We start from the raw sequence: 23720 nt of genomic DNA, 5'->3' as shown, positions 1-23720 counted from the left end.
CGACCGGAGATTAACTAGCTTGCGCTGCGGTTTCCCGGTTTTCACGCATGACATCGACTGGGTAAGACGCCCCAGGCACTATAAGCAGGTAATCGGGATAACCGATGATGGGAATGAAATCGGGTATTAAATCAAGTGGGTTAAACAGTATAGGCTGCGACAGTCAACGCCAGCACTTTAGCGAGCATCGGCGTGCGGAGATCACGGGCGGCAAGCTATACCGCGTGCAGTCCCGTTTGATGTTTCACACCCATTGTCTGGTGTCATCAATAAGTTTGATAGTCACTAACAGGCATTAACTTATTGAGACGTGCTTACTTTACGCTTCCGCATAGTTGCTCTCTGACAGGCACAAGCTTCGTGCTGAAACTAAGCGCCGTTCTCTGTCACTCAACAACGTTCAGTGCATTAGCATCCCAGGCTTTCATCGCGGTTGATACCGCCGAATCGAGTTCATTGCCGGTTGCGCCATCACGGGCTTCAGTCGACAGGCCGATCTCAAAACTGTGAAGGGTCGTGGCCAGCGCCCGCACGTCGGTATCGGAAGCCAGGAGTCCCGCCTCTTTCGCTCTTGTGACACATCGCAAAAATCCCGCCCTGGTCCGATCGCGCTGCGCTGCCAGAATCTCACGGATGTGCTCATTCGCTGGCGAACAGGTATTAACGGATAGCGCAATCAGGCAACCACTGGGATGCCCCTGTTCTGTCTGCATTTTTGCAGAACGACGCAACGCCAGTTCAATAGCGTCACGGGGTTCAAGCGTGTCATCCCATAGGCAATCGTTAACCTGACCAAAAGTCGTCATATAACAATCGACAACCTCCTCAAACAGCGCTTCTTTTGAACCAAACGCGGCGTAAAAACTTGGGGCGGTGATGCCGTTGCCGAGGTTTGACTTGAGCATGGCAAGCGAAGTGGACTCGTAACCATGCTGCCAGAAAAGGGTCATCGCCTGACGAATTGCCTCTTCCCGGTCAAATGTCCGTAGGCGTCCCATCTGAGCCATATCCGCTCCTTTTTCGCTTATCGTATATAAATACTAATCGATACATATATACTTGACAAGCCTCAGTGTGCCCTATACTTTCTGATATATACCGATCGGTATATATATTGTAAAACCCGTTATCCGGAGGGTTTCGCAATTTTTAGTCGTTACAAACTAAAAAGGGGCCAACGTGCACGCCAATACAGTATTCAGTGAGACCACAACACAACGGGGTCTGCCACTGGCTTCCCTGCTGGCATTTGCCATGACAGGCTTTATTGCCATCCTGACCGAGACCCTTCCGGCGGGTTTACTTCCGGAAATTGGAATGGGTCTTGACGTATCTCAGGTGATGGCGGGTCAGCTGGTCAGCATTTATGCGCTGGGTTCGCTACTCGCGGCAATCCCTCTGACGGTTCTGACCAGTGGCTGGCGTCGTAAAAAGGTACTATTACTCGCCGTAGGTACCTTCCTGATTTTCAACACTATTACCACCCTTTCGTTCAGTTACTGGCTGACGATGGCAGCCCGATTCATGTCGGGTGTGGCTGCAGGACTTGCATGGGGAATTCTGGCGGGCTATGCCCGCCGCCTCGTTACTGCTGAAATGCAGGGCCGCGCTCTCGCTATTGCTATGGTTGGAATACCGGTTGCCCTGTCCCTTGGAACCCCGGCTGGCGCATGGCTTGGCAGCACGATGGGATGGAGAGTTCCCTTTGGTATCATGGCAGCATTGGCAGTCATTCTGTTCATCTGGACATGGGTGGCGGTTCCTGACCTGCCGGGACAGCAGGCCGACCGCCGACTACCGGTATGGCAAGTTTTCCAGATGCCCGGAGTCAGACCTGTTCTGGCGGTTATCTTTCTATGGATGACGGCACACAATATTCTTTATACATTCATCGGACCGTTCCTGCAGTTGTCGGGGCTGACCGGAAATGTCGGGCTTATCCTGCTGATTTTTGGCATTGCGGCACTTATTGGCATCTGGATAACCGGGATGCTGGTGGATCGCCATCTGCGCAATCTGGTTCTGCTCAGTCTGGCGGCACTGGCGGCGGTTTCTGTGGCACTCGCCGCAGGCATGCGGGAACAGATTGTGGTCTTTGTGGCCGTCATCGTATGGGGATGGTCGTTTGGCGGCGCGTCAACTCAGATGCAGACGGCTGCCGCTGATGCGGCAGGCAATCATGTCGATGTCGTTCAGGCAATGGTGACAACTGCCTGGAATCTGGCTATCGCAAGCGGCGGCGTCATTGGTGGTCTGCTTCTCAATAATGCCGGTGCGATATCTTTCCCATGGGCGCTACTGATCTTTATGGCTGTTGCGTTGATTATCGCCTGGTGCGCGAAAAAGCATGCTTTCAGGCCCGGTGCAAGAGAACCTTTAGTAAAATAGTGACTTCCAGGGACGTCCGGTACGGACGCCCCGTTTTGGCACCAACCGCCTGCTTTGGATATCTAAAAGAGACCTCAGTTATTTAAGTCGTCCATTTGGGCACTCTTTAAACAGAACTATCGGATTCGTTGCTTCCCGAAATATTCTTTTGTTTTTTGTCTGGAAGACAAGCCATTGAGATAATGCCAGTGAGTACGATGAGTGAACTCATGCCTGCAAAAGCAACCATCAGACTCGCAGCGGCGGCCAGTCCGGAAAGGAGACCAGAAAGTGCTTCAGCAGTATTAGCCAGGGTAGAAAACGTGCCGAATGTCTTGCCTGTGTTCTCTGCAAAAGACCAGGACTGTATGAGTGTCACCAGAAAAATATCAACGAATGCACCACTCATACCAAGGACGAATGCTACCGGCAGCAGAGCCTCGAGCGAATAGAGGGCAATAAATGACATTAAAACCAGTAAAATTCCGTAAAAGAACCAATTGCGCATAACATTCAATGGTGAAATATTTATGGCAAACCGTCCGTAAATGAGACCCCCGGTAATTGTGCCTGCAGCCATTAGAGAAAATATCCAGCTGGTAAATATCTCCCCATTCCCCTGACTGACAGCTACAGCGGGGATAATAAAACGAAGTAATGATCCGGTAAAGAGAATGCAAACAGATGAACCAAAGATAGCAATAAATAAGCCAGGAGTTTCCTGAAATAAACTTTTAATGCAGGATAGATTCTCCTGATATACTTGTTTCAATCTGAACGCCGACGTTTTATTCTGTGAATTTTCTGAAAACGTACAAAGTATAACAATTGAAATTGCATACGTTAATGTATTGAACATCAGCACCCAGGGCTTGTCTGCCAATGAGAGTATAACTGAACATTTGATGCGCCAATTGTCTGCCATCCAGCCACCAGCGGAGCCGGCAAGAAGATAATTATTATGCGTGTTCTCGAGCACAATAAAAACAAAAACGACCTCATATACATGATCGCCCAACTTCGAGATGAAAAGAGAAGCAAGTAACGTGCGGAAATCTTTAATTTTCAGCCAGTTCATTGAAGTCTATTCCAATATTAAAATCTGAAGCACCTGGTGCAGACACACCCTCTGCAAATTCGATTATGCTAACGTCCCTGAGCATGTAATGTGAGTTTATGTGGGCAATAAACGACGAAGCAAAGCTGAGCGCTATGCCCATACCAATACACATATGCATGCCCGTGCCGAATGATAGTGGCTTTTCTTTTCGCTCCGCAATAAAACGGAATGGGTTATCGAAAACTTTTTCATCGAAGTTAGCCAGCGCCGTGTAAAACATGACCCTGTCACCTTCTTTAAGGTTCTGGCCTCGGAAAATCAGGTCCTGCGCTATTACTCTACCTACAGAAAGAACGGGACTGTATAAGCGAGAAGCTTCTACAACGATATCCCGAACATTGACTGTATTCACCTTCAGGTTGAAGTGAGAAATGGCCCAGAGCGCAGCGACAATGAGTGGCATAACGCTGTCGACTTTATCAGCCCCATAACCTCATTGATTACTAATCTGTACGGCAACGCTCTGGCCCCTCTTACAGAGAAGCCTCTAAACTAAAAGACATTATTCAATTTGTTAATATTGAAGCGCCGCCTGTTAACTTACATCAAAATTTTTCTCCCTGATATTATTACATTTTTTAGTTAACAACCTACTGCCCGAGCTGCGTAGTGTAATTAGCGGGCACCCAGCGATAAGCGTTGCCTTCATGCTGAACATGGCCCAGGCCAGGGAAGGCGATATGCGCCGCAGCCACCCAGTAGCCCTGATCTGCAGCCTGTTTCAGTACCCTTTCACGTGTAGTGATAGCCTGCTTCTGATTGACATCAAAATGGATGGCCACTTCAGGATCGGGCATTTGCACCGCTTTGGCATGGATGATATCTCCCCACAGCACCAGGGTCTGGCCTTCACTCTCTACGCGATAAAGTACGCTACCCGGCGTGTGGCCGGCTGTCGACTCTGCACGGATTCCCCCCGTTAATGTGGCTGGTGCCATAAACGTTTTAAGCAGGCCAGCATTGATGACCGGGCGAAGAGTCCGTTCAGATTCTGCAAAGGTATGGGCCTGACTGGTCTCTACCCTGCTGACGTTAGCCGGATTAAGCCAGAAATCGACATCCCGTTTATCCACGAACACTTCGGCCTTTGGAAAAGCAGGCTTGCCCGCGCGTGATACACCGCCTGAATGATCGGCATGAATATGGGTTAAAAGTACGGCATCGATCGACTCTGCCGGATAGCCAGCGGCGGCCAGGTTAGTCAGCAGATGTCCGCCATTGTGTCCAAAAAGCTCACCGGCCCCGGTGTCGATTAAAATGCGCTTTTTACCATCATCGATAACGAAGGCATTGATTGATGTTTCGGCCTGCGGCGTCATCGAATCTCTGGCCATTTCCTGGTTTAGTTTTTCAGGCGAAATGTTAGTCAGTAATTTATTCAGGGGAACGGTCACCGTGCCGTCGGAAACCGCGGTAATGCGTAATTTACCCAATGTCATCCGGTAATAACCCGGAGCTTGCTGATCCCCCGCAGAGGTCTGTTCGGCCGCATAGACCGGACTGAACGCGATAAGAGACGCCACCAGCATCAGTAAAATTTTCATAAATATCTCTCCAGAAAGTTTCATCACAACGTGGTGAGCAGTATCCTTACGCAACCTGTATCACTCAAATTGATTAAACTGATGCACACTATCAGAGAAAATGATTTTCATCGAATCGACCTGAATTTACTGACGGTGCTGTTAGTTCTGAAGCGGGAAGGCAGCGTGTCGCGTGCGGCAGAAAAGCTGCATCTGGATCAGCCAGCAGTCAGCAATGCACTGGCCCGGTTGCGGGTCATGTTCAGCGATCCACTGTTTGTGCGCACGGCGAAAGGCATGGAGCCTACCCCGCGTGCTGAAGCGCTGATCGCTGAGCTGGGCCCGTTAATGGCACAGATGCAGAACGTATTGTTTCAGCCAGCATCCTTCACGCCTTCTGAGGCGACACATGTTTTTCGGCTGGGGATGAGCGACTGGGTTGAACGCTGGCTGATGCCGGGACTGTATGCGCGCATCACGCGCACCGCTCCCGGCGTGACGCTTCAGGTTACGGCCAGCGATCCCTTCCGGGATGCGGAGCTGGTCGCGCGCGGAGAGATCGATCTTGCCATTTCGGTTGGCGAGAGCACACCCGCCACGCTCCAGCGCGAGAAAATTGTGTCACACAACTTTTGTACGTTGTGGCACCCGGAACAGCTTTCGTTGCGTGCACCGCTGACGCTGGAGGATTATGTGGCGCATGACCATCTGCTGGTTTCCTATCGCGGGGCGAACTGGAGCGCCATCGATGACCAGCTTGCGGCATCAGGAAAGGCCCGTTCGATTCGCTACGTGACGCCACATTTTTCCTCTCTGCCTCCGCTGCTGGCGCGCGCACCCGCGTTAGCCACCGTTCCCGCCGGGCTATCGGATGAGTGGGTGACGCATTACGGTTTATGCTGTAGCCCCGTTCCCGTTGAAACACCGGAAATAGCCCTGTCACTGCTCTGGCATAAACGGTTTGATAACGATTTGTCACTGCGCTGGCTCAGGGAGGAACTGCGTAGCGTGATGACAGAACGAACCTGAATAAATTACGGCCTAATTATTTGCTCAATAATCCATTCGCGAAATATTTCCATCGACTGGGTCATCTTTCTGGCTCTCTGCCAAGTTAACCAGTACCCATCATGACCAGAATAAATATTAAATGGTCTGGCGAGCAAACCTTGCTTTATTTCCGTTTGAAACATGACATCAGGTGCCAGTGCCAGGCCGCCAGTGATCATCACAGCATCAATAATAAGGCGTGAAGAATCGAATACAGGTCCATTAATTCTGAATGGGGAAATACCCGCCGCAGCAAACCAGTTATCCCACTCTTCAAGACGGTAAGAACGTAATAACGTCTCGCCGGATATATCGCCAGGTTTTGTCAGTCTCTTCGCCGTTTCAGGCCGGCATAACAGGGTCAGCGGCGCATCCAGCAATAGCTGGTTATGCGATGACGCCCATTCACCCGAACCATATCTTATAGCAAAATCCACTCCCTCTCCGGCAATGCTTACGACATTGTTGTTCGTCTGAATACTCAGTTCGATAGCGGGATGTCTCTGCTGAAAATCTTCAATTTTTGGTAAAAGCCAGCCCAGCGCAAAGGTGCCCACACAGGATATCGTCAGTGCCTCCCTGACTTTACCTCCTTCAAACTGACGATAAGCCTTCTCAATACGATGAAATTCTTCTGAAATTTTTGAGAATAGCAACCGCGCCTCATCGGTCAACTCCAGGCCCCGGGAAAGCCTTTTGAACAAAATCACCCCTAATTTCTCTTCCAGCAGCCTGACCTGCTGACTGACCGCAGCCTGAGAGACAAAGAGTTCCATGCCTGCCCTGGTAAAGTTGAGGTGGCGGGCAGATGCTTCAAATGCACGCAGCGCATTGAGTGGGATATCACTTTTCAAATCAGCCCCCAGAAAAACTTATGACTGGCATCAATTTATACCGTTTTTTCTTACAAGGAAATTGATTTATTTTGGGGCAAATAATTTAAGGGATGCATTTTTCTGCGTGACTTAAAAGACCCCATAATTTTACTAATGCCAGAATAAGGTAATGCAAGATGATAAACTTTAAAGGAAGCCTGACCGGCATGTTACTGATGGCCGCAACAGGTTGTTCAGTGTCAGCCCATGCTGCTTTTGACCAGCTAACGCTAAAGAGCCAGTTTGAGACACTGGAAAATAAATCTGGTGGCAGACTCGGCGTTACGGTCGTTGACACATCCGATGGTTCTGAATATTCATGGCGGGGCAATGAAAGATTCCCGCTGTGCAGCACAAGTAAAGTAATGGCAGTAGCAGCGATATTAAAGAAAAATGAAAGTGACCATAGTTTGCTTGATAAGAAAATTCATATAAATAAAAGCGACATGGTTAATTATAATCCCATCACCCAGAAACATATCGGCTCATCAATGACTGTTGCTGAACTGAGTGCTGCGGCGTTGCAATACAGCGATAATGCCGCGATGAATAAATTACTTGCGTATCTGGGTGGCCCGCAACAGGCTACGCATTTTGCCCGAACAATCGGCGATAAGGCTTTTCGCCTGGACAGAAAGGAACCAGAACTCAATACAGCAATCCCGGATGATGTGCGTGACACTACGACTCCTTCAGCGATGGCTGACACGCTTAATAAGCTTGTTCTCGGCACCGCCCTCAAAGGAGAGCAGCGAGCCAAACTGTCAGAATGGATGAAGGGCAATACAACAGGTGCAAACAGTATTAAAGCAGGCCTGCCGGCTGACTGGATAGTGGCTGATAAAACCGGCAGTGGTGACTATGGCACAACTAATGATATTGCCGTCATCTGGCCGAAGGATCAGGCACCCATCATCCTGACGACCTACTTCACCCAGAAGGACAAAGACGCGGTCGCGCGCAAAGACGTACTGGCCAGTGCGGCAAAACTAGTTGTGGACGCAATCAGTAAATAATTAGCTTCAGCTTCAGATAATCGGCTCAGAGTGGGCCGATTATCTGGCTTTCGCCCCGCTAACCCGCGCACCAGCGAAATACCACTTCAACTCAAAAACTCAGTACCTCGCCCGGCTACTGCTCAGGTGCGGAAAAAATGCAGGCGACGGCAAGGCTTCCGGGGCTGCTGGCTCAGCGTTCAGCATGCGCAAAAACGACTCAGCCCAGTGATGGCTGTTGTGCATATGCAGTCCCTTCATCAGACGGGCATGCAGAGACCGCCGTTCGTGTAACGGCATCTGCAATGCGCGATGTACCGCACTGGCCATTGCATCAGGATCATAAGGATTGACGATGATGGCACCCTCCATCTGCCCGGCTGCACCGGCAAACTGCGAGAGGATAAGCACCCCGGGATTTTTCGGGTCCTGTAAGGCGATATACATTTTGGCCATCAGGCTCATGCCTGCCATCAACGGCGTCACCAGCGCAACGCGTGAGGCACGATAGATGCCAGCCTGCTCTTCGCGGCTGTAGCCATGAGTCAGATAGTTCACCGGATACCAGTTCATTGTGCCATGCACGCCATTAAGCTCCCCACACAGTGCTTCCAGAGCGTGACCGAGTTCTGACGCTTCATGTGCGTGTCCGGCTGCAGGAGGCGCCAGCTGCAACAGCGTGATATTTTTCTGGTAGCAATCATGTTTTCGCAGCAACACTTCCATAGTGCTGATCCGGTAAGGCAGACCTGAACTCTCATCAAGATGGCCGCCGCTTAGCACGGTATTTTCGGGCAGGCTTTCGCGGCACTGCATTTCCATGTAAGCACAGCTGTTGCTATCACGCAGAGACTGGACATCGTCAAGATCTATTCCGACAGGAAACACACCCACCCTGATAATCCGGCCATGAACACGAAAGCTTTGCGCTTCCAGCCGTTCTATACGGAATTCGCTCTCCAGCCAGACCAGGAAGTTATTCATATCCTGCACGGTCTGAAAGCCAATCAGATCACAACATAACAGAGAGTCAGTGAACCAGCGCCATTCGGGTATGGTTTCAAACATTCTGCCAGCCGGGAAAGGTTGATGCAGAAAAATACCCACTAAGTTGGTCAATCCTTCTTCACGGATATAGGTGGCACAGCCTAGCAGATGGTAATCCTGAATCCAGATAACATCGTCGGGTGCGGCGTTTTCGCAGATGGCGCGCGCATAGGCTTTATTGATGTTTTTATATTCCTGATAGCCGCTGGCGGAAAAACGAGCCATGTCCGGACGCTGATGAAAAACAGGCCAGAGCCCTTTATGAATATAATTGTGGTACCCCTCATTAAGCTCGCCAGGCGTATACGGGAAGGTCACGGTTTCATACTGACCCATCTGCTGCACGGCGTAGGGTCTTGACGCATCCGGAGGCATCACCCTGCTTTCACCATCCCAGCTAATCCAGACGCCTCCCTGACGGGAAAGGATGCCGTCATAAATTGCAGTAAGCGTCGAACGTTGACATTGATTATGCGAAACAAGAATAAGGCCTGACATGCTGTATTCCTTAAGAACCCGCTGCGGAGAGGCACCAGTGCCTGGCAGCGAGCCGCTATTAATAGGAGGTCGGAGAATAAACTGGAGAAAACCACTCATGAATGTGCACCCTGTCCACTTAATGCCTGCAGACGCTTTTTGCAAAATCGGGTTGTGACCGCCATCGTGTAACGTTGTCACGTAAACGCCCGGTGCCGTTAATTAAACCGAACGGCCTGTAAAAAAGGCGTAAAAAGAGTCTGATGAAGTGTAAAAACGCTGCAAATCACGCGCCCGATATAGCATTAGCGGACAGCAATGGCGCAAAAAGTCAGTGAGTTCAATACAGGGAATATACGCAGGTAAAAATAAAGAAGGCGGGTTGGCCCGGTTCCACTCGTCATAAAAGCTGGTTTTATAAATGCGTGGCCGGGCCGTTTTATTGCAGAAACAGAGAACCTAACAATCTCTTTGTTAATTCAGAGCTGAGCGATCATTGTCTGGAATGATACGCCGTTAAAAAATTTCACCTCCCCGACCTTTTTAAATCCCCTTTTCTCATAAAAAGGGACGGCAAGGAGTGAAGACCGTACGCTGATTTCTGAACGCAGTTCGGGAATCGCCCGCTGCCAGAGTGCCCTCGCTACCCCTTTTCGCTGAAATTTCGGATGTACAAAAAGGTATTTAACTAAATTGCCTTCGAAAAGGGTGAGTACGCCTGTCACCTCACCTCTTTCCACGGCAATCAGCCAGAGATAGTCATCTGAAACAATCAACGGCTGAAGCACATCGGGCTTTGTGCTGTCGATGAACCATTGCGGACAGGGCTCTGTCTCTGAAAAATTACATTGCACAGACACAAGCTGTATCAGCTCACTGATGCCTGCCGCATCAGACTCCAACGCCGTTCTGATTTCCATTCTTTTGTCATTCCCCCTGATTAGGTTAAGGCAAGGGCATGGAGGCCTGCCATTCGAAAAGCCATCCACTCCCCTTTTCCGCTGAATCCCAGCCCGTGAACCCGCGCCCTGAAGATTAGAGTAACGTGACTTTGCCCTGGAAAATCACCGGACCGGACGGCCCGCTGAGCCTGGAACCTCCCACCGGCTCCAGACTTACCGCCAGTACCGTCTGATTATCTAACTCGCCAGGGGGTAACCGGAAAACATTACTGTCGCGGTGATTGATCAGCCCCAGAGATTGTGGCGCAGCACTGCCCCTGATCAGCCAGAGCTGCAGGTTTTTATTCTCTGGCAGCGTGATGTTCAGCGCCGAAACCTGAAGGAGTGAAGCTGACTTATCCAGATTCACCACAAACTGTGCATCGGGCTGTGCGCCGCTGAGTACCGCAATCGGCTGCAGGGATTGTGGGGCATCAGGCTTGCTTAAATGGGTGAAAATGAGGATGCCAGCCATTGCCGCCGCCAGGCCCCAGCCGAGCCAGAAGCCAGGATGCTTGCGGATTGATGTCGTGCCAGAGACGCCTGCATTCCGGCCAAGATCCTGCTCAATCTGCTGCCAGACCGTAGAAGGCGGGATAACGGCGTGAGTGAGCAGATCAATGCCGCTGAACGCTTTCTGCCAGTGCAGCACCTCCGCGGCGAATACTGAATCGTCATTGAGGCGTTTATCCAGCCGATGACGTGTCACATCGTCGGTAAGGCCAAGCACATATTCCGCCGCAGTGAGATCATGTTGTTCCTGCCCAGTCATAAGCCTATGCACTCCCGAAGATGGGTTAACGCGCGACGGATCCAGCTTTTCACCGTTCCTTCAGGCTGACTCATTGAGAGCGCAATCTCACTCTGTGAGAGGCCACGATAATAGGCGAGCGAAATGCTTTGTCGCTGCTCAGAGGGTAAGTGCGCCATGCAGTGCTGAAGGCGACGCGCCTCCGCATGACTCGCATCGGCAGGAAGTGGCGTCTGGAAACCCGCTTCCGCTTCGCTTATCTCATCCACGGAACAGCTTCTGTTTTCATGTTTACGGAGGAAATCAATCGCCCGATTTCTGGCGATGTGACTGAGCCAGATATGCGGCTCACTGCGCTTATCGTCGTAATAGTTAGCCGACTGCCAGATTTGGATAAACGTATCGTGAAGGATCTCTTCTGCCCAGTCCCGGCGTCTCACCATTCGCAGAATGATCCCATAGAGTCGGGGCGACAGAACGCGATAAAGCTGCTCAAGAGCAGCTTTATCGCCGACGGCTATCTGATTCATTAAACCGGCCTGAATATGGGGCACATTTTTTGTCATCGGCTTCCCTGTGAAAGATGTAGCCACGCGATAAGTGGCTACACACAGTATAGGTAACGCTTTACGGCATCAGCACGGTATCAATAACGTCAATCACACCGTTACTCTGATTCACATCATACGTGGTGATACTGGCAATATTGCCCTGAGCATCCTTAAGCTGAATATTGTGCGGGCCATTTGCCATCACCCACAGTGATTCGCCATTGACCGTTTTCAGCTCGGCTTTGCCTCCTCCCGCTTTGATTTTTTTCTCCAGCGCTTTCATGTCCAGTTTTCCTGCGACAACGTGATAGGTCAGGACACTGGTGAGTTTTTGTTTGTTCTCTGGCTTAAGCAGGGAGTCGACCGTGCCCTTAGGCAGTTTTTCAAAGGCGGCATTGGTGGGCGCAAAAACGGTAAACGGCCCCTTCCCTTCAAGTGTCGGGACCAGGCCGGCGGCTTTAACGGCAGCCACCAGCGTAGTGTGGTCTTTCGAGTTAACAGCATTCTCAACAATATTTTTCGATGGGTACATGGCGGCACCGCCGACCATCACCGTGTCGCTGTCCATGCTCGCCGCGTAAGTGGCGCCACTGAAGACTAATGCAGAAAAAATCAGAGTTGGCAGGAATGGTTTCATTTTCACTTCCCTCATTGAGTTAACGGACAGGGCGAGAGCGCCCTTATCTGTTAATACGAATGAGGGAGGAAAACGGATGCAAAAAAATTTAAATTTTTTTCGCGGGGGTGTTCTGCTTCATGAGAATGCGGATTGATGGGTACAGACCAGCCCTGTTTTTGTCGCTCATGCCTGACTTATCGAACTAACGATAAAGCCATGAAGGTAATTACTAAAACGGCTCCTTTCCTTCAAGCTGATACTGCCAGTGCGGACATAACGGCGGTTAATGACCATATATTTGTTAAAATGACGGGTAAGGTTTACTCCTTCACAAACTCTGCATTTTTCTACGATGGTAAGACGCCAGTGATGCCACGTGTTGATTTAAATTCAACCGCGCCCGACCCATGGAAGTAGAGGTTAATCTTGTGATTTATCATCATTTCCCTCATAAACAAACCTGTTTTTCAAAAGGCTAAAACTTACGGGCGAGGTCAATATGTTTACATTGAATATTTCAGTCTCTGAGCGTCCCGGAATGTCCGCCAAAAGAAAAGCCCTCCGATTGAACTGCACCCCAAAAGTTGGAAACCCGACTGATTAAGGTGCAGTTCAGTGAGCAGTCCTAAGTTTCCCCTTGAATTACGGCTCGCCGTTGTCACGCATTATCTCAACAGCAGGGATGGTTATCGTGAGACGGCTAACCGTTTTGGCGTGGGCCGCACGGCGGTTCGGCGCTGGGTTTCCGCACGGCAGCCGGCATTGACGGGCTGACATGGAAAACGGGTGACTACACTCCTGAGTTCCGGCTGAAGGTTGTCCGCGCCGTCATCAATGATAAACTCTCGCTTCGCGATGCCACCGCTCAGTTTAACCTTCCCAATGAGAGCACCGTTTACCAGTGGGTCAAACGCTTTCAGGCGTCCGGGGCCGGGGCGCTCTCCGGCCTGAAACGCGGAAGACCGAAAAAGCCGGCACCAGAATTTAGGTGCAGACTTCTGATCTACCACCAAAAAAGTATTCCGCTGCTCATTTTTTCCATTAACTACGCTAATTCTCTATAATTGGAGTGTCACCGATATAGCGTAAAGGGATATTATGCTACGTAACTGCCAGGCCAGAACTCTGGATGATATCTACCTCAACGATATTCCCCATATTGTTCCCCCCGATACCGCGTACAGCTATCTTTCAGATACGGCAAATCCCGGACGTATCATTCGTGAGTGGGATTTGCCTGATGGATACTCGCTGCTTGTAAGGCGCTATCTCAGCATGCATTTCCAGCAGCCACATATGGCCTACCGGGACGCGTTGTATGAGGTGAGAAGCGGAAATATCGTTATACTCCGGCGCGAAAGTGGCACAATTTACGGCAGTGTTGCTAACTCAGACGGCAGTCTTATCAGTACGCTGCCGCTTTTTCTGCGTTCTCGCCTTGAAGTTGTGATAAGACGACAGCTTGTCCGCCCCGTAGCCACCAGAGGTAATCCGGCTCAGCGCCCACAGACAGGTAATACTATCAACAGCAAAGCTGCGGGAAGGCTTCTGGCCGCTGGCGGGATTTATAATGGCAATCCGGAAGGATTCAGAAAGACCGCCGAACAGTTAGGCGGTGATGCGGTGAAGGGATACGACAGCGTTCTCAACGAAACCACTTCCGGGATGATGGTCGCAGCTGCTTCACTGCTGGTTGTCCGTAACCCAGTTGCTGCGGAAGAATTGACCAGCTATCTGGGAAAATACAAAAAGGCACACGTTCTCCTGGATGATGTCAACGTGTCAGAGTTGAACTATGTTCGCCGTGACCGCGCTGAATATGCCGCGCTACGTGGTGAGTTCAACAGTTCTGTTCGTCCCAACTTCCTCAAATCGATTTCCGGGCACCCTGATGCACTATCAACGTTTGATTCTAACAATCTTATACGCCTTGCCGATGGTAAAGTGCCGCCCGGTTGGCAGGTTCACCACAAGATCCCACTCGATGACAGTGGAACAAATGCTTTGAATAATCTGATACTGATCCAAAACTCGCCATATCACTCCGCGCTTTCAAAGACACAGGCGATAATCACTAAAGACCTCCCATACAACGCCAGCACTAACGTTTTATGGCCTTCGCCGAACGGCGTAATTTACCCTGTAGGGAAGTGAAAACGATATGAATAACACAATTCAGATAATGGGTATCTTCAAAAATTTGATGATTTCCGATAGTTACCCGATAGCCAGCCCAATAGCACCAGATGTTATTACGGACTTGAAGCGCAATCCTGCGCCAATGGAATGGGATGAAACTAAACGCGGTGTTTACTCGGATATTCAGAAACTAGTGATGAATCGCCAGGACTACGCCGATATGCTCGAAGTCATGGATGGTCTGGAATACAACGGACTCACCCTGTATAGCCTGACGCAGGCAGAGAATGATGAGTTGGCATGGTCAAATATCTATATCAGGAACATTGATACGCGCGATAATGACGTCTACGTTGATCCCAATCTGACAGACAAACTGCTGATTGGTGAAGATGGAATGTCCGTATTCGTGTACAGCTTCAAAGAGAAATGTTTTCAAATTCGTGACAAAGCATCAACTGATTACGTTATTGAAGAGTACGAAACCTTCAGCGACCTCTTATCGGCCCTTATCGACATAGTAAAATAAAGTTATCTCTGTCTTAGGGGCATTGACAATAGAACACCCAAAGTTGATAGAACACAGAATTATAAAGTGCTGTTGAAGCCCCCCGACCAATATATATCAAGATGGTCGAGGGGATCCTCCGATGAAACAGTGTCCAACATTACGGGGACAGTTCACGATGGAGGGCTTGTACTAATCTGAGAGAAATCGCTCCCTGACATCCATTCCGGCAATATGAAACGGACAAATCAGCCGCGTTTCTCCCGCATCTTTCAACGTGAGCTGTAACCATAAAGCTTAAATGCGGAAGGCATTCACTGCTTCACGTAAAGCGTGTGCCTGGGCTGAAAGCGACTGTGATGCCGAAGAGGACTCCTCAACCAGAGCAGCGTTATTCTGCGTGACGCCGTCCATCTCGTTCACTGCGATGCTGACCTGTGAAATGCCCTGCATCTGTTCAGCTGAGGCGAGTGAGATGTTATCCATCGCGACGGCGAGTTTTCCAACCATCGCATTGATATCAAGAATGCTCTTGCCGGTGCCGGTTGCCACGACAACACCACTTTCGACCTGCGCCACAGCCTCTTCAATCAGATGTTTAATATCTCTGGCTGCCGTTGCACTGCGCTGTGCCAGCGTCCTGACTTCACCCGCAACGACGGCGAAACCTCGACCCTGTTCGCCCGCTCGTGCTGCTTCGACTGCCGCGTTAAGCGCCAGAATGTTGGTCTGAAATGCAATTCCTTCGATAACGGAGGTAATATCCCGGACTTTCACCGCGCTTTTTGAAATATCATTCATCGTCTCTGACATGCGCTGCATATCGTGTTCACCCGAACGCGCCAGCGCAGCGGTTTCACGGGCTGAATCCGCGGTCTGCTGTGCGCCCGCTGCATTACTTTTTACCGTGACCGTAAGCTGCTCAATACTGGCGGCGGTTTCCTGCAAAGCGGCGGCCTGCTGCTCTGTACGGGAAGAGAGTTCAGTATTGCCCTGGGAAATTTCATCAGCTGCCATGGCGACCGAAGCGGAAGAATCTTTAATCTGCGAGACCAGGTCACGCAGATTGCTCTGCATGCTATCCAGAGAAGCCATCATGCTGACGGTATCCCCCTGACGCAGGGTCACTTTTGTCGTCAGATCGCCCGCCGCAATCGCAGCGGCCAGGCCCTGCGCATGCGAAGGTTCTCCACCCAGCTGAGTCTTGATCCAGCGGGTGATCAGCCCACTCATCACAAATCCCATCACAACAAACAGGGTGGTCAGGCCTGCCAGCGTCATATAAACACCGGAGAGCGCCTGCGTGGACGTTTCGGCCGTTTTACTCGTTACCCTCGCCTGATAATCAACCATCCCATCCACTGCATTGCGGTAGTGCGAAAGCGCAGGGATCAGTTCACCACGGAGTTTTTCCGGGAACGGAGTGGCGTTCTGCTTAAACAGGTTTTGCTCTGCCTGATGAAGCGGACCCGCTGCCACTTCAATTTTATTTAATTGCGTGGAAGCCTCTTCTACTTCAGCAAGATTGATCCCCGGAATGCTTTTGGCACCGTTGATCAGTTCCCGGAAATGCGCAGTGGTATTATCACTGTTGGTCTGCAACGCAGAGAACTGGGTTTTTATAGTGGCCTCTGCCTGAGGCTGAGTGTCTGAAGCCACGGACAGTAAAAGGACAGTTTGCTGAGTTAAATTATCTTTTAGCGTCTGCAAGGCCTGGAGATCGCCCAGCCGCGCGCGCGTCAATTCCTGCTGATCGCTGGCCGTATTGAGTTTAAACCCGGCAAATCCTGTCACAAAAACGCCCGTTAAGATGACAGTAAGGAATGCCGCAGTGAGCATGACGCTTAATTTTATTTTTTTGTTCCGATACATAGGAGACCCCGATGTTTGAATAAATAGGTTATCACCGACGTTCCGCTTCTATGGCTCGCTGGTACTGGATCTGTTATCGGCAGCGGGGAAAGAAATTACAGTAATGAAAGGGGTAAGAAGTGATGATTCCTGGACGGAGTAAAAGGGTAAATCCCTGGCGGATGCCATTAAGGCAGTGAGTGTGATTCTAGTGACTTGTCGCCTGAATGCGGATAAAACCATTCCAGCTTCGCTTGTGGCACTACGGATTTAACAGACTCTTCAGCGTCATTTGAGATGACTGACAATAGAAGTGTCCTCGTGGTGAGAACGGAATCTCAGACCGCAGATATTTCATTAAGGGTGGAGAGCGGCGCAGCCATCAGGTGCATGCGTTTGCAGCTGGAGACGAACAGATAATAAGGCACCTTGCTTTCCGTGATTACCTCAGAGAAAACAGAGATATCGCAGCAACCTATGCTGAGATAAAGCGTGAAGCAGCATCACTCTGTAACAACGATGCTCAACGCTACAGCGCGCTCAAAGCGAACTTTATAGCGCATCATCTACAGCTCGCACTGATTGACCTGAAACGATAGGTACTGACAGGACAGGATATATCCTCCTCACCCCCGTTTTTGATTCCATTCATCCTGACTCAGGGTAAACAGCATGCTTGCGGGCGCATTTTCCACATCATAAATATCCCGGGTATGACGGAGTCCGGCGTTAATGAGAACCTTTTGTGAAGCCAGATGATTCGCTCTTACGACTGCAGAAATCTCAGCCAGTTTTACTTCTTCGAATCCATAACTAACCGCATAGTTCGCAAATTCCGTCGCCAGTCCTTTCCCCCAGGATTCCGGAGAGAAACGATATCCCAGATTATTGATCGTGATATCGGCAAAGCTTCTGATGCTCAATCCCCCAAAACCGATGATTCTTTCTGGATTATCCTGAAGCGAGATAGCCCAACTGCCGAAGCCATTCAATTCCCAGTGACGGATAGAGCGCGATAGCACTTCCCGTGAATGATGGATATCCGGATGTGGGCCCGCGGGATTAAACGTATTCGTCGCAGGGTCGCCGTAGATCCTGAAAAGATCATCGGCATCTGATGGGGTGACTGGCCGAAGAAACAACCGCATAGTGTCTGGCTGCAAAATAAACGCTCTCAGATTAAGAAACGAGTGATCCTGTTTTTATAACGGGAAACGGTGCGGGAAACTAGGTAAATCTCTCACCTCATCGGTCTGTTCAGTCAGGCTTGATCTCTTTAATAAGCGCTTCACCCTGATTGTGGATGTTGCCGACTTTGGCTGTAACAGGATGCCAGGTAAAGTCCTTTTCCGGCAATGCGGCTTCATGTGCAATTTCCTGAGCACGGTCCGACGTGGTTTCGGCACTGAGCCATTCGCGTACAGCATCCGCACTTAAAACCAGCGGGCGTCGGTCATGGATATCAACCATGCCTTTATTGCTCGCTGCCGTTACGATAACAAAACCCTCATGCCCATGATCCTTACCATAAGGAGCGTTGCCGATAGCGGCGAAGAACAGCGGTTCTTTCTCTTTGTGGTAGATAAAGTAAGGCTGTTTTTTGTCGCCCTCTCGCTTCCATTCATACCAGCCATTGGCAGGAACAATGGCGCGACCATGCTCCCACAGCGGTTTGAACATGCGTCCCGTCGCAGCGGTTTCACCACGCGCATTGATAAGCGGTTGTTTGTCCCACCACTCCGGACCGTAACCCCAGTAAACCGGATCAAAGTGCAGTTCATTATCCCGCTCATTGAGCAAGAGCACTTTGGTGCCTGGAGCAACGTTAAAGCGGTCTATCGGCTCCGGATCATAAATAATTTCATCGGGCTTCATCCCCAGGGATGCAAAGTAATCGTCTCTGCTGCTGTACTGCGCAAACCGTCCACACATGGGGACCTCCTCTCATAAGGATAGCGCAGCGTTGAACGAGTTAAATAAATCTAAAAAAATTGTTCTTCTGGCTGAAGATATCGTGATTTTTGACGAGAACATAATTAATGAATATGAATAAACTGGAGCAGTAATGAAGGGAATTATTTTAAGTCTGGCTATGGCATCACTGATGGCTGCCTCGTTTACAGCTGATGCGCGCGGCCATCGTGGTGGGGGTGGGCATAGAAGCTACAGCCATAGTTTTAGTTCAGCTTACTCATCACAAACAACGACACCCAGAATCAAGAAGAGATATTCCAGCAGCAAGCGAACGGCCAGATATGCTACTGCGGGCGTGGCGGGTTATGGCGCATACCAGGCCCATAACTACACGTCATCCTACGTGCGTGAGAAGGGCCGTCAGGCCGCAAGAAAACCCTCAACGAACAGCTATGACAACCAGTATCCAAATCAGCCCCAGGCTCAGCCAGTTAGCCAGAATATGGCACCGACATGTTCACCCTTATCTATGGTAAGCCAGCCGGGCTATACAAACCTGCCTGTATGCCTGGGCAGTGTTAATTGATTTCAAGCCTTGTAGCGATGAAACGACGATGAATTGATATTTTTCAGGAAGACACATTTTACAGAATGCCACTTACCGCACCCCGGAGAGGTCATATTTTAGTGACTTCGTAGGGACACGAACCTTTAATAATATGAGATATAACTCATGACCATAGTTTTTATACCTGCCCTCATCCCATTACTGATGAGAATTGAGAATGAGAAAGGAAGTCCGCTTACTGAGCAGGAAGTCAGTAGCATCCGTGATAATGCCACAACTATCGAAGTGCCGCGTGATGTTGCTCTCGCCATGGCTGAATGCCGCGGTTACTTCGATATCAACCCTGAAAGTTGCTGGGCTGAATGGAGTTTGTACCGGAGTAAAAGTTTGCTGTCTGCTGCTGACAACGGATAAATGCATCGCGGTGTACAGTTTTAGCAGCCGGTATCTGACGGCATAGCTTCAGAGCAGCACGGTGACTTATGGGATTGTGAGTTTAGACATTTAAGTGCAACGCTTAACACTTTCCTTAGCTATGTAATCTTATTGCGGAGCAAAATGTATCGGGATTTCATCCTTCATAAAGGCGGGTCTCATTGGAAAAGTGTGGGCATCTGCAGCTTGTTTGATTGCTTTAATTGCAGCAGCGCACAGAGCTGGATCTCCGCCCTGAACGTTGATGCTTACCGGAGGCTCGCCTTCCGGCTGCCTGATCCTTACATCACATGTTTTACCGCGATAATTATCTGCATCGAAAAACCGATATTGTATTGCTGTAACAGCCTGGCAGAGCCAAAGCTGAGTTTCACGCTCTTGAGTTTGCTGTGGTGTCTGAGATTCACACTGACTTTTAATCTCTGACGCGTCGGGAGTCTTAATTCCCTTTTGTCGGATGTGATTTGTGCTCATATGGCATCCTGAAACTGCCAATGCGGCAGTCAAAGCAATTATTCTTTTCATGATTACATCCCTGATCTTTGCCCATATTTTATACCATTAATTCTACTGACTTAATATCCACAGCCACCAGAACAACCCAGTATTTCATCTGCTCAGTCATCAGCTAACCTTTCAGCAAATAGCCAGTGTGTCAGTGCTTTTTCGGCGGAGCTTGCACTACTGTTACCTGGCCATACACACCTCTCTATTATCTATAAATTTTCTATCCCCACCGAAATGCGTGGCCGTGGGTCATCATTCTGTACCCTGCTTCAGACGCGCAACAATCTCCCCCCCCTCTTTTCAAATCACACCGTTGGCGTTAAGCTATACGAAACATATACGTTTCATATAAGGCTTGCATGGGTATTGTAAAAATCTCCGACCTGATGCATGAGAATCTGCGCATCGCCAGTCAGGCGATGAGCCGCTCAATTAATGCACAGGCAGAACACTGGCTAAAACTCGGTATGCTGGCAGAACTCTATCCGCAGCAGACCCAACATCAACTTTCGCAGATGCTAATCAGGCTTGAACTGGAAGGCAGCGCTGATATACGCAATATGCTCTCTAAAGAGAGCCTCACCACACAAGGAGACGTGTCATGAACAGCGTTAAAATTCATACCGCAGCGGAAATCGAAATGGCACGGGCAGCCGGACAGGCTGCGGCTCAGGTGCTGGCGATGATTACACCTCACGTCCGTCCCGGCATCACCACGGAAGAACTGGATGATATCTGTCACGACTTCATCGTGAATGAGCTTAAAGTGACGCCAGCAAACATCGGTTATCACGGTTATACCCGCACTACCTGCACGTCGGTCAATCATGTGGTCTGCCACGGCATCCCGGCCAGCAAAAAACTCAAGGATGGCGATATCGTTAATATCGATGTAGCGATCATTAAAGATGGCTGGTATGGCGATACCAGCCGGATGTACTTTGTCGGCACACCGTCAGTCCGTGCAAAACGTCTGGTCGATATCACCTATCAGTCGATGGTCGCCGGTATCAAAACCGTCCGTCCTGGCGCGACGCTGGGCGATGTGGGCGCGGCCATCCAGCGTGTCGCTGAATCGGCTGGCTTCTCGGTGGTTCGTGAATATTGCGGTCACGGTGTCGGCGAAATTTACCACACTGATCCACAGGTGCTGCACTACGGCACGCCGGGTGAAGGGATGCCACTGAAAGCAGGCATGATTTTCACTATCGAACCGATGATTAATGCTGGTAAAGCCGGAACCAGCGTACTGTCAGATGGCTGGACGGTGGTCACCAAAGATCGCTCGCTCTCGGCACAATGGGAACATACTGTCGCTGTCACCGATGAGGGTTTTGATTTGCTCACGCCCTGGCCTGAAGGCACCGGCGACTACCCGGCGATTTAATCTCTCAGCCTGAGACAGGGTCTCAGGCTGCATTGTTAACTGCCCCTGACTTCACTCAGCGTTTCCAGCGTGCCGGAATGCCACAACTGCACATCGTTACGTCCGGCGCGCTTGACCTGATACAGCGCCTCATCGGCGCATCTCAGCCATTCATGAATTGTCGCCGCATCGCATGCCGGTGCAATCCCGATACTCACCGAGCACTGAAAGGTAGATGAAGCCGGCAGCCGCAGCAGGGCAATCCCCTGTCTGATCTGCTCTGCCAGCAACATGATGCTGGTTTCATCCGCATCCCGCACAATCACACACAGCTCATCGCCGCCAAAGCGGGCAGGTATATCTTTCAGGCCGACGCTGTCACGCAGCAGTGCCGAAATTTCTGCCAGCAGGAAGTCGCCGGCTTCATGCCCGAAGGTGTCGTTAACCTGTTTGAAGTGATCGACATCCAGCAGCATCAGCCAGGCTTTACCCTCACCTCGCTGTGTACGTAAAAACTCGCTTTCAAGCCGCCGCTCAAAGAGACGTCGGTTAGGTATTTTCAGACCAGGATCCATCAGCGCAATGCGTTCCAGCTCCTGATTCTTCTTTCGCAGACTCAGGGTCAGATTGTGTGAAACCACGCTGAGCGCCAGCAGATAGCCGCTGGCGAGCGGCAGAGTCAGCCAGACGGTGCGGGTAGAGAAGGTCAGCTGCAAAGGCGCCTTTTCGGCTAACCAGGCCAGTAAAAAGGTCAACAGAAAGGCCTGCAGAGCAGACTTCAGCTGAACCCAACCGCCCGCCGAGTAACGATCAGAGATCAGTACCGCCATGATAATAATCGAGGGAAGCGGACTCAGCGCCATGGTTGCCACCCAGAAGCCGCCGAAAGCGGCATCCAGCGTCAGATTCTTACGTTCAAAACCCGTGGGATCGCGCGATCGCAATGCCAGTCTGAAAGCGGCATAGGGCCAGACAAACGCATTAGTAAATAGCAGTGCGCAGAGTTCCAGGCTTTTTCCCAGCTCCATCAATACTGACAGAATGGGCAGGAAACAGAGAAAGGTGCCGAGCTGGCGCATCATGAACATGCGGCGCACAAATCGCGTTGATCGGCGCTTCAGCTGAATATCGTCAGGAGTGTAGTAATTCATATGCAGACTGAAGCAGCAACAGGTTATGGCAGTTTATCGGCAATTAATGAATTAAGGTAACTATTTACAGAATATTCTTATTGCGGGCCGCGAAAGGCATCTCGTCAGCCTGTGACTTGTGTGCCGGGGACGATGGCAGTCAGGGGACATTAGCAGTAATGTGAGAAGATACCGCGCGCCATGAATACGCGCGGAGGCTTTTTATCGGCGGCCTTTAACCACTGAGGCAGACCAGTTGAAATCGCTGACTTCGCTGGCGGTCATTGAAGAAGGTTTTTTCTTACGCAGCGGTTTTTTCTTCTCCTTCTCAGCCTGCGCCCTCTCCTTCTCCAGTTTGCTGGTCATGATGATCTGACGAGCTTCACTATTGAATTCTTTCTCTTTTTTGCTATCAGGCTCTTTACCGGTTCGTTGACGGTACTTCTCGGCCAGGCCCTTATAGGTTTGCTCGACGGCCAGTCGTTCATCAGCGTTGAACTGATCAATGGAAATCATCTTTTTATCGTTCATAGCGGCGTGTCCTGTGGCGAGTTATTCCGGCAAGTGTACCGCATTTGCGGTCCGTTAACGCAGGGAATGGCATTAATCCGGTGAGCTGCTGATTCCGTCAGCACACGCCGCCCGGTAATTTCTCTGAAACCTGCGCTTAGCCATGTAAAAAATAGGGTTATCTCTTAATATAAAACTAATGTTCATCAGGTTTACTGGCAGTGACCACGTACTGCCGAGGAGCTGAAGGAATGATAAAAGAGACCGATCGCCTGTCACAGGCACTATTACGGCGGCATGGGATTGGCGTTAAACAGAAACGTATACACTTCCGTGGCAGGGATTTACTGTTTCAGCTGCATAATGCCCGCTATGAGGTGTTCAATGGCGATCGCTGTATTGCAACCGTCGATACCAACAATATCAATGAAGCCATTAAGCAATTTAAAGCGCTGGACCAGACTGGGGAGAAATAG

Annotated in this window: 29 protein-coding genes and 1 pseudogene; 13 read left to right on the top strand and 17 right to left on the bottom strand. The window is 50.3% G+C overall.

Annotated elements, in window-relative coordinates:
* Positions 1–10: 10 nt before the first annotated feature.
* Both ACVKSX_RS11270 and ACVKSX_RS11265 read right to left on the bottom strand, forming a co-directional pair.
* Positions 11–115 (bottom strand): hypothetical protein, encoded by a 105-nt coding sequence (locus ACVKSX_RS11270; protein ID WP_233267965.1) that lies wholly within the window; start codon positions 113–115, stop codon positions 11–13.
* Between the two features lie 271 nt (positions 116–386).
* Complete coding sequence (locus ACVKSX_RS11265) at positions 387–1007, bottom strand: TetR/AcrR family transcriptional regulator (protein ID WP_354438612.1); 621 nt, start codon at positions 1005–1007, stop codon at positions 387–389.
* A 172-nt stretch (positions 1008–1179) separates the two neighbouring features.
* Between ACVKSX_RS11265 and ACVKSX_RS11260 the strand changes: the two genes are divergently transcribed.
* Positions 1180–2388 (top strand): MFS transporter, encoded by a 1209-nt coding sequence (locus ACVKSX_RS11260; RefSeq protein ID WP_354438613.1) that lies wholly within the window; start codon positions 1180–1182, stop codon positions 2386–2388.
* Between the two features lie 106 nt (positions 2389–2494).
* Here ACVKSX_RS11260 and ACVKSX_RS11255 read toward each other — a convergent pair whose 3' ends face one another.
* The 3 genes from ACVKSX_RS11255 to ACVKSX_RS11245 all read right to left on the bottom strand — a co-directional run bounded on the left by ACVKSX_RS11255 (position 2495) and on the right by ACVKSX_RS11245 (position 5031).
* Entirely contained in the window at positions 2495–3445 is a 951-nt protein-coding gene (locus ACVKSX_RS11255; RefSeq protein ID WP_354438615.1) for an MFS transporter, read from the bottom strand.
* On the bottom strand, positions 3426–3890 hold the full coding sequence (locus tag ACVKSX_RS11250) for a cytochrome P450 (protein ID WP_249405269.1): 465 nt from the start codon (positions 3888–3890) through the stop codon (positions 3426–3428). Before ACVKSX_RS11250 ends, ACVKSX_RS11255 begins: the two co-directional genes overlap by 20 nt.
* A 187-nt stretch (positions 3891–4077) precedes the next feature.
* A complete protein-coding gene (locus ACVKSX_RS11245; protein WP_354438616.1) occupies positions 4078–5031 on the bottom strand; it encodes an MBL fold metallo-hydrolase in 954 nt (317 codons plus the stop codon).
* 81 nt (positions 5032–5112) lie between these two features.
* On the opposite strand from ACVKSX_RS11245, the gene ACVKSX_RS11240 reads away from it, so the two are divergent.
* Positions 5113–6039 (top strand): LysR family transcriptional regulator, encoded by a 927-nt coding sequence (locus tag ACVKSX_RS11240; RefSeq protein ID WP_354438618.1) that lies wholly within the window; start codon positions 5113–5115, stop codon positions 6037–6039.
* A gap of 5 nt (positions 6040–6044) precedes the next feature.
* Here ACVKSX_RS11240 and ACVKSX_RS11235 read toward each other — a convergent pair whose 3' ends face one another.
* Positions 6045–6914: a LysR substrate-binding domain-containing protein gene (locus ACVKSX_RS11235; protein ID WP_354438620.1), complete on the bottom strand. Its 870-nt coding sequence runs from the start codon at positions 6912–6914 to the stop codon at positions 6045–6047.
* Positions 6915–7111: 197 nt separating this feature from the next.
* Here ACVKSX_RS11235 and bla point away from each other — a divergent pair, with 197 nt between their 5' ends.
* Positions 7112–7951, top strand: a complete 840-nt coding sequence (gene bla, locus ACVKSX_RS11230; protein ID WP_370873667.1) for a class A beta-lactamase — start codon at positions 7112–7114, stop codon at positions 7949–7951.
* Between the two features lie 99 nt (positions 7952–8050).
* Here the strand turns inward: bla and ACVKSX_RS11225 are convergent, their stop codons facing one another.
* The 5 genes from ACVKSX_RS11225 to ACVKSX_RS11205 form a co-directional block, all read right to left on the bottom strand.
* Positions 8051–9475: an alpha,alpha-trehalose-phosphate synthase (UDP-forming) gene (locus ACVKSX_RS11225; protein ID WP_346454929.1), complete on the bottom strand. Its 1425-nt coding sequence runs from the start codon at positions 9473–9475 to the stop codon at positions 8051–8053.
* A 458-nt stretch (positions 9476–9933) separates the two neighbouring features.
* The gene (locus ACVKSX_RS11220; RefSeq protein WP_022624394.1) at positions 9934–10374 is read right to left on the bottom strand and encodes a GNAT family N-acetyltransferase; all 441 of its coding nucleotides are present in this window, start codon (positions 10372–10374) and stop codon (positions 9934–9936) included.
* A gap of 115 nt (positions 10375–10489) precedes the next feature.
* The gene (locus ACVKSX_RS11215) at positions 10490–11167 is read right to left on the bottom strand and encodes an anti-sigma factor (RefSeq protein ID WP_010670425.1); all 678 of its coding nucleotides are present in this window, start codon (positions 11165–11167) and stop codon (positions 10490–10492) included.
* Positions 11164–11712, bottom strand: coding sequence for a sigma-70 family RNA polymerase sigma factor (locus ACVKSX_RS11210; protein ID WP_033768880.1), 549 nt, complete (start codon positions 11710–11712; stop codon positions 11164–11166). The genes ACVKSX_RS11215 and ACVKSX_RS11210 overlap by 4 nt, the downstream gene beginning before the upstream one ends.
* A 61-nt stretch (positions 11713–11773) precedes the next feature.
* Positions 11774–12334, bottom strand: a complete 561-nt coding sequence (locus ACVKSX_RS11205) for a fasciclin domain-containing protein (protein WP_099257070.1) — start codon at positions 12332–12334, stop codon at positions 11774–11776.
* Positions 12335–12931: 597 nt separating this feature from the next.
* Between ACVKSX_RS11205 and ACVKSX_RS11200 the strand changes: the two genes are divergently transcribed.
* Genes ACVKSX_RS11200 through ACVKSX_RS11185 form a run of 4 tightly spaced genes read left to right on the top strand, consistent with a single transcriptional unit; the run spans position 12932 to position 14984 of the window.
* Positions 12932–13090 (top strand): IS3 family transposase, encoded by a 159-nt coding sequence (locus ACVKSX_RS11200; RefSeq protein ID WP_072044071.1) that lies wholly within the window; start codon positions 12932–12934, stop codon positions 13088–13090.
* The gene (locus tag ACVKSX_RS11195) at positions 13054–13380 is read left to right on the top strand and encodes a helix-turn-helix domain-containing protein (protein ID WP_080701297.1); all 327 of its coding nucleotides are present in this window, start codon (positions 13054–13056) and stop codon (positions 13378–13380) included. The genes ACVKSX_RS11200 and ACVKSX_RS11195 overlap by 37 nt, the downstream gene beginning before the upstream one ends.
* A gap of 34 nt (positions 13381–13414) precedes the next feature.
* Positions 13415–14470 carry an HNH endonuclease signature motif containing protein gene (locus ACVKSX_RS11190; protein ID WP_045140067.1) on the top strand — a complete coding sequence of 352 codons (1056 nt, stop codon included), beginning with the start codon at positions 13415–13417 and terminating at the stop codon, positions 14468–14470.
* Between the two features lie 7 nt (positions 14471–14477).
* Entirely contained in the window at positions 14478–14984 is a 507-nt protein-coding gene (locus ACVKSX_RS11185) for a YrhA family protein (RefSeq protein ID WP_045140066.1), read from the top strand.
* Between the two features lie 276 nt (positions 14985–15260).
* On the opposite strand, the gene ACVKSX_RS11180 is transcribed toward ACVKSX_RS11185, so the two are convergent.
* Positions 15261–16835 (bottom strand): methyl-accepting chemotaxis protein, encoded by a 1575-nt coding sequence (locus ACVKSX_RS11180; protein ID WP_033787102.1) that lies wholly within the window; start codon positions 16833–16835, stop codon positions 15261–15263.
* Between the two features lie 299 nt (positions 16836–17134).
* Here ACVKSX_RS11180 and ACVKSX_RS11175 point away from each other — a divergent pair.
* Positions 17135–17413: pseudogene (locus ACVKSX_RS11175) on the top strand (GrpB family protein); the annotation flags it as partial.
* Between the two features lie 27 nt (positions 17414–17440).
* On the opposite strand, the gene ACVKSX_RS11170 reads toward ACVKSX_RS11175, so the two are convergent.
* Positions 17441–17962, bottom strand: a complete 522-nt coding sequence (locus ACVKSX_RS11170; RefSeq protein WP_052271354.1) for a GNAT family N-acetyltransferase — start codon at positions 17960–17962, stop codon at positions 17441–17443.
* 109 nt (positions 17963–18071) lie between these two features.
* Complete coding sequence (locus tag ACVKSX_RS11165; RefSeq protein ID WP_050679303.1) at positions 18072–18746, bottom strand: SOS response-associated peptidase family protein; 675 nt, start codon at positions 18744–18746, stop codon at positions 18072–18074.
* Positions 18747–18879: 133 nt separating this feature from the next.
* Between ACVKSX_RS11165 and ACVKSX_RS11160 the strand changes: the two genes are divergently transcribed.
* Entirely contained in the window at positions 18880–19314 is a 435-nt protein-coding gene (locus ACVKSX_RS11160) for a hypothetical protein (RefSeq protein WP_122459766.1), read from the top strand.
* A gap of 147 nt (positions 19315–19461) precedes the next feature.
* Positions 19462–19710 (top strand): hypothetical protein, encoded by a 249-nt coding sequence (locus ACVKSX_RS11155; protein ID WP_191924070.1) that lies wholly within the window; start codon positions 19462–19464, stop codon positions 19708–19710.
* Positions 19711–19839: 129 nt separating this feature from the next.
* Here ACVKSX_RS11155 and ACVKSX_RS11150 read toward each other — a convergent pair whose 3' ends face one another.
* Positions 19840–20256, bottom strand: a complete 417-nt coding sequence (locus tag ACVKSX_RS11150) for a cell envelope integrity TolA C-terminal domain-containing protein (protein ID WP_033743904.1) — start codon at positions 20254–20256, stop codon at positions 19840–19842.
* A 341-nt stretch (positions 20257–20597) separates the two neighbouring features.
* Here ACVKSX_RS11150 and ACVKSX_RS11145 point away from each other — a divergent pair, with 341 nt between their 5' ends.
* Together ACVKSX_RS11145 and map are read left to right on the top strand one after the other, a co-directional pair.
* Positions 20598–20843 (top strand): ParD-like family protein, encoded by a 246-nt coding sequence (locus ACVKSX_RS11145; RefSeq protein ID WP_010670432.1) that lies wholly within the window; start codon positions 20598–20600, stop codon positions 20841–20843.
* Positions 20840–21625, top strand: coding sequence for a type I methionyl aminopeptidase (gene map, locus ACVKSX_RS11140; RefSeq protein WP_045140062.1), 786 nt, complete (start codon positions 20840–20842; stop codon positions 21623–21625). The genes ACVKSX_RS11145 and map overlap by 4 nt, the downstream gene beginning before the upstream one ends.
* Positions 21626–21660: 35 nt before the next feature.
* Here map and ACVKSX_RS11135 read toward each other — a convergent pair whose 3' ends face one another.
* Positions 21661–22755: a sensor domain-containing diguanylate cyclase gene (locus tag ACVKSX_RS11135; protein WP_033773481.1), complete on the bottom strand. Its 1095-nt coding sequence runs from the start codon at positions 22753–22755 to the stop codon at positions 21661–21663.
* 201 nt (positions 22756–22956) lie between these two features.
* Positions 22957–23265, bottom strand: coding sequence for a hypothetical protein (locus tag ACVKSX_RS11130; protein ID WP_010247001.1), 309 nt, complete (start codon positions 23263–23265; stop codon positions 22957–22959).
* 230 nt (positions 23266–23495) lie between these two features.
* On the opposite strand from ACVKSX_RS11130, the gene ACVKSX_RS11125 reads away from it, so the two are divergent.
* Complete coding sequence (locus tag ACVKSX_RS11125) at positions 23496–23720, top strand: hypothetical protein (RefSeq protein ID WP_033787112.1); 225 nt, start codon at positions 23496–23498, stop codon at positions 23718–23720.

Source organism: Pantoea sp. PvP021 (assembly GCF_054056055.1).
This window is presented reverse-complemented; position numbering and strand designations above follow the sequence as displayed.

Coding starts and splice junctions, on each gene's coding strand:
- ACVKSX_RS11190 (WP_045140067.1), top strand. CDS start 13,415: ATGCTACGTAACTGCCAGGCCAGAACTCTGGATGATATCTACCTCAAC.
- ACVKSX_RS11170 (WP_052271354.1), bottom strand. CDS start 17,962: ATGCGGTTGTTTCTTCGGCCAGTCACCCCATCAGATGCCGATGATCTT.
- ACVKSX_RS11160 (WP_122459766.1), top strand. CDS start 18,880: ATGAAGGGAATTATTTTAAGTCTGGCTATGGCATCACTGATGGCTGCC.
- ACVKSX_RS11205 (WP_099257070.1), bottom strand. CDS start 12,334: ATGAAACCATTCCTGCCAACTCTGATTTTTTCTGCATTAGTCTTCAGT.
- bla (WP_370873667.1), top strand. CDS start 7,112: ATGGCCGCAACAGGTTGTTCAGTGTCAGCCCATGCTGCTTTTGACCAG.
- ACVKSX_RS11245 (WP_354438616.1), bottom strand. CDS start 5,031: ATGAAAATTTTACTGATGCTGGTGGCGTCTCTTATCGCGTTCAGTCCG.
- ACVKSX_RS11165 (WP_050679303.1), bottom strand. CDS start 18,746: ATGTGTGGACGGTTTGCGCAGTACAGCAGCAGAGACGATTACTTTGCA.
- ACVKSX_RS11145 (WP_010670432.1), top strand. CDS start 20,598: ATGGGTATTGTAAAAATCTCCGACCTGATGCATGAGAATCTGCGCATC.
- ACVKSX_RS11180 (WP_033787102.1), bottom strand. CDS start 16,835: ATGTATCGGAACAAAAAAATAAAATTAAGCGTCATGCTCACTGCGGCA.
- ACVKSX_RS11240 (WP_354438618.1), top strand. CDS start 5,113: ATGCACACTATCAGAGAAAATGATTTTCATCGAATCGACCTGAATTTA.
- ACVKSX_RS11220 (WP_022624394.1), bottom strand. CDS start 10,374: ATGGAAATCAGAACGGCGTTGGAGTCTGATGCGGCAGGCATCAGTGAG.
- ACVKSX_RS11255 (WP_354438615.1), bottom strand. CDS start 3,445: ATGAACTGGCTGAAAATTAAAGATTTCCGCACGTTACTTGCTTCTCTT.
- ACVKSX_RS11185 (WP_045140066.1), top strand. CDS start 14,478: ATGAATAACACAATTCAGATAATGGGTATCTTCAAAAATTTGATGATT.
- ACVKSX_RS11225 (WP_346454929.1), bottom strand. CDS start 9,475: ATGTCAGGCCTTATTCTTGTTTCGCATAATCAATGTCAACGTTCGACG.
- ACVKSX_RS11150 (WP_033743904.1), bottom strand. CDS start 20,256: ATGAAAAGAATAATTGCTTTGACTGCCGCATTGGCAGTTTCAGGATGC.
- ACVKSX_RS11155 (WP_191924070.1), top strand. CDS start 19,462: ATGACCATAGTTTTTATACCTGCCCTCATCCCATTACTGATGAGAATT.
- ACVKSX_RS11135 (WP_033773481.1), bottom strand. CDS start 22,755: ATGAATTACTACACTCCTGACGATATTCAGCTGAAGCGCCGATCAACG.
- map (WP_045140062.1), top strand. CDS start 20,840: ATGAACAGCGTTAAAATTCATACCGCAGCGGAAATCGAAATGGCACGG.
- ACVKSX_RS11265 (WP_354438612.1), bottom strand. CDS start 1,007: ATGGCTCAGATGGGACGCCTACGGACATTTGACCGGGAAGAGGCAATT.
- ACVKSX_RS11210 (WP_033768880.1), bottom strand. CDS start 11,712: ATGACAAAAAATGTGCCCCATATTCAGGCCGGTTTAATGAATCAGATA.
- ACVKSX_RS11215 (WP_010670425.1), bottom strand. CDS start 11,167: ATGACTGGGCAGGAACAACATGATCTCACTGCGGCGGAATATGTGCTT.
- ACVKSX_RS11250 (WP_249405269.1), bottom strand. CDS start 3,890: ATGCCACTCATTGTCGCTGCGCTCTGGGCCATTTCTCACTTCAACCTG.
- ACVKSX_RS11125 (WP_033787112.1), top strand. CDS start 23,496: ATGATAAAAGAGACCGATCGCCTGTCACAGGCACTATTACGGCGGCAT.
- ACVKSX_RS11130 (WP_010247001.1), bottom strand. CDS start 23,265: ATGAACGATAAAAAGATGATTTCCATTGATCAGTTCAACGCTGATGAA.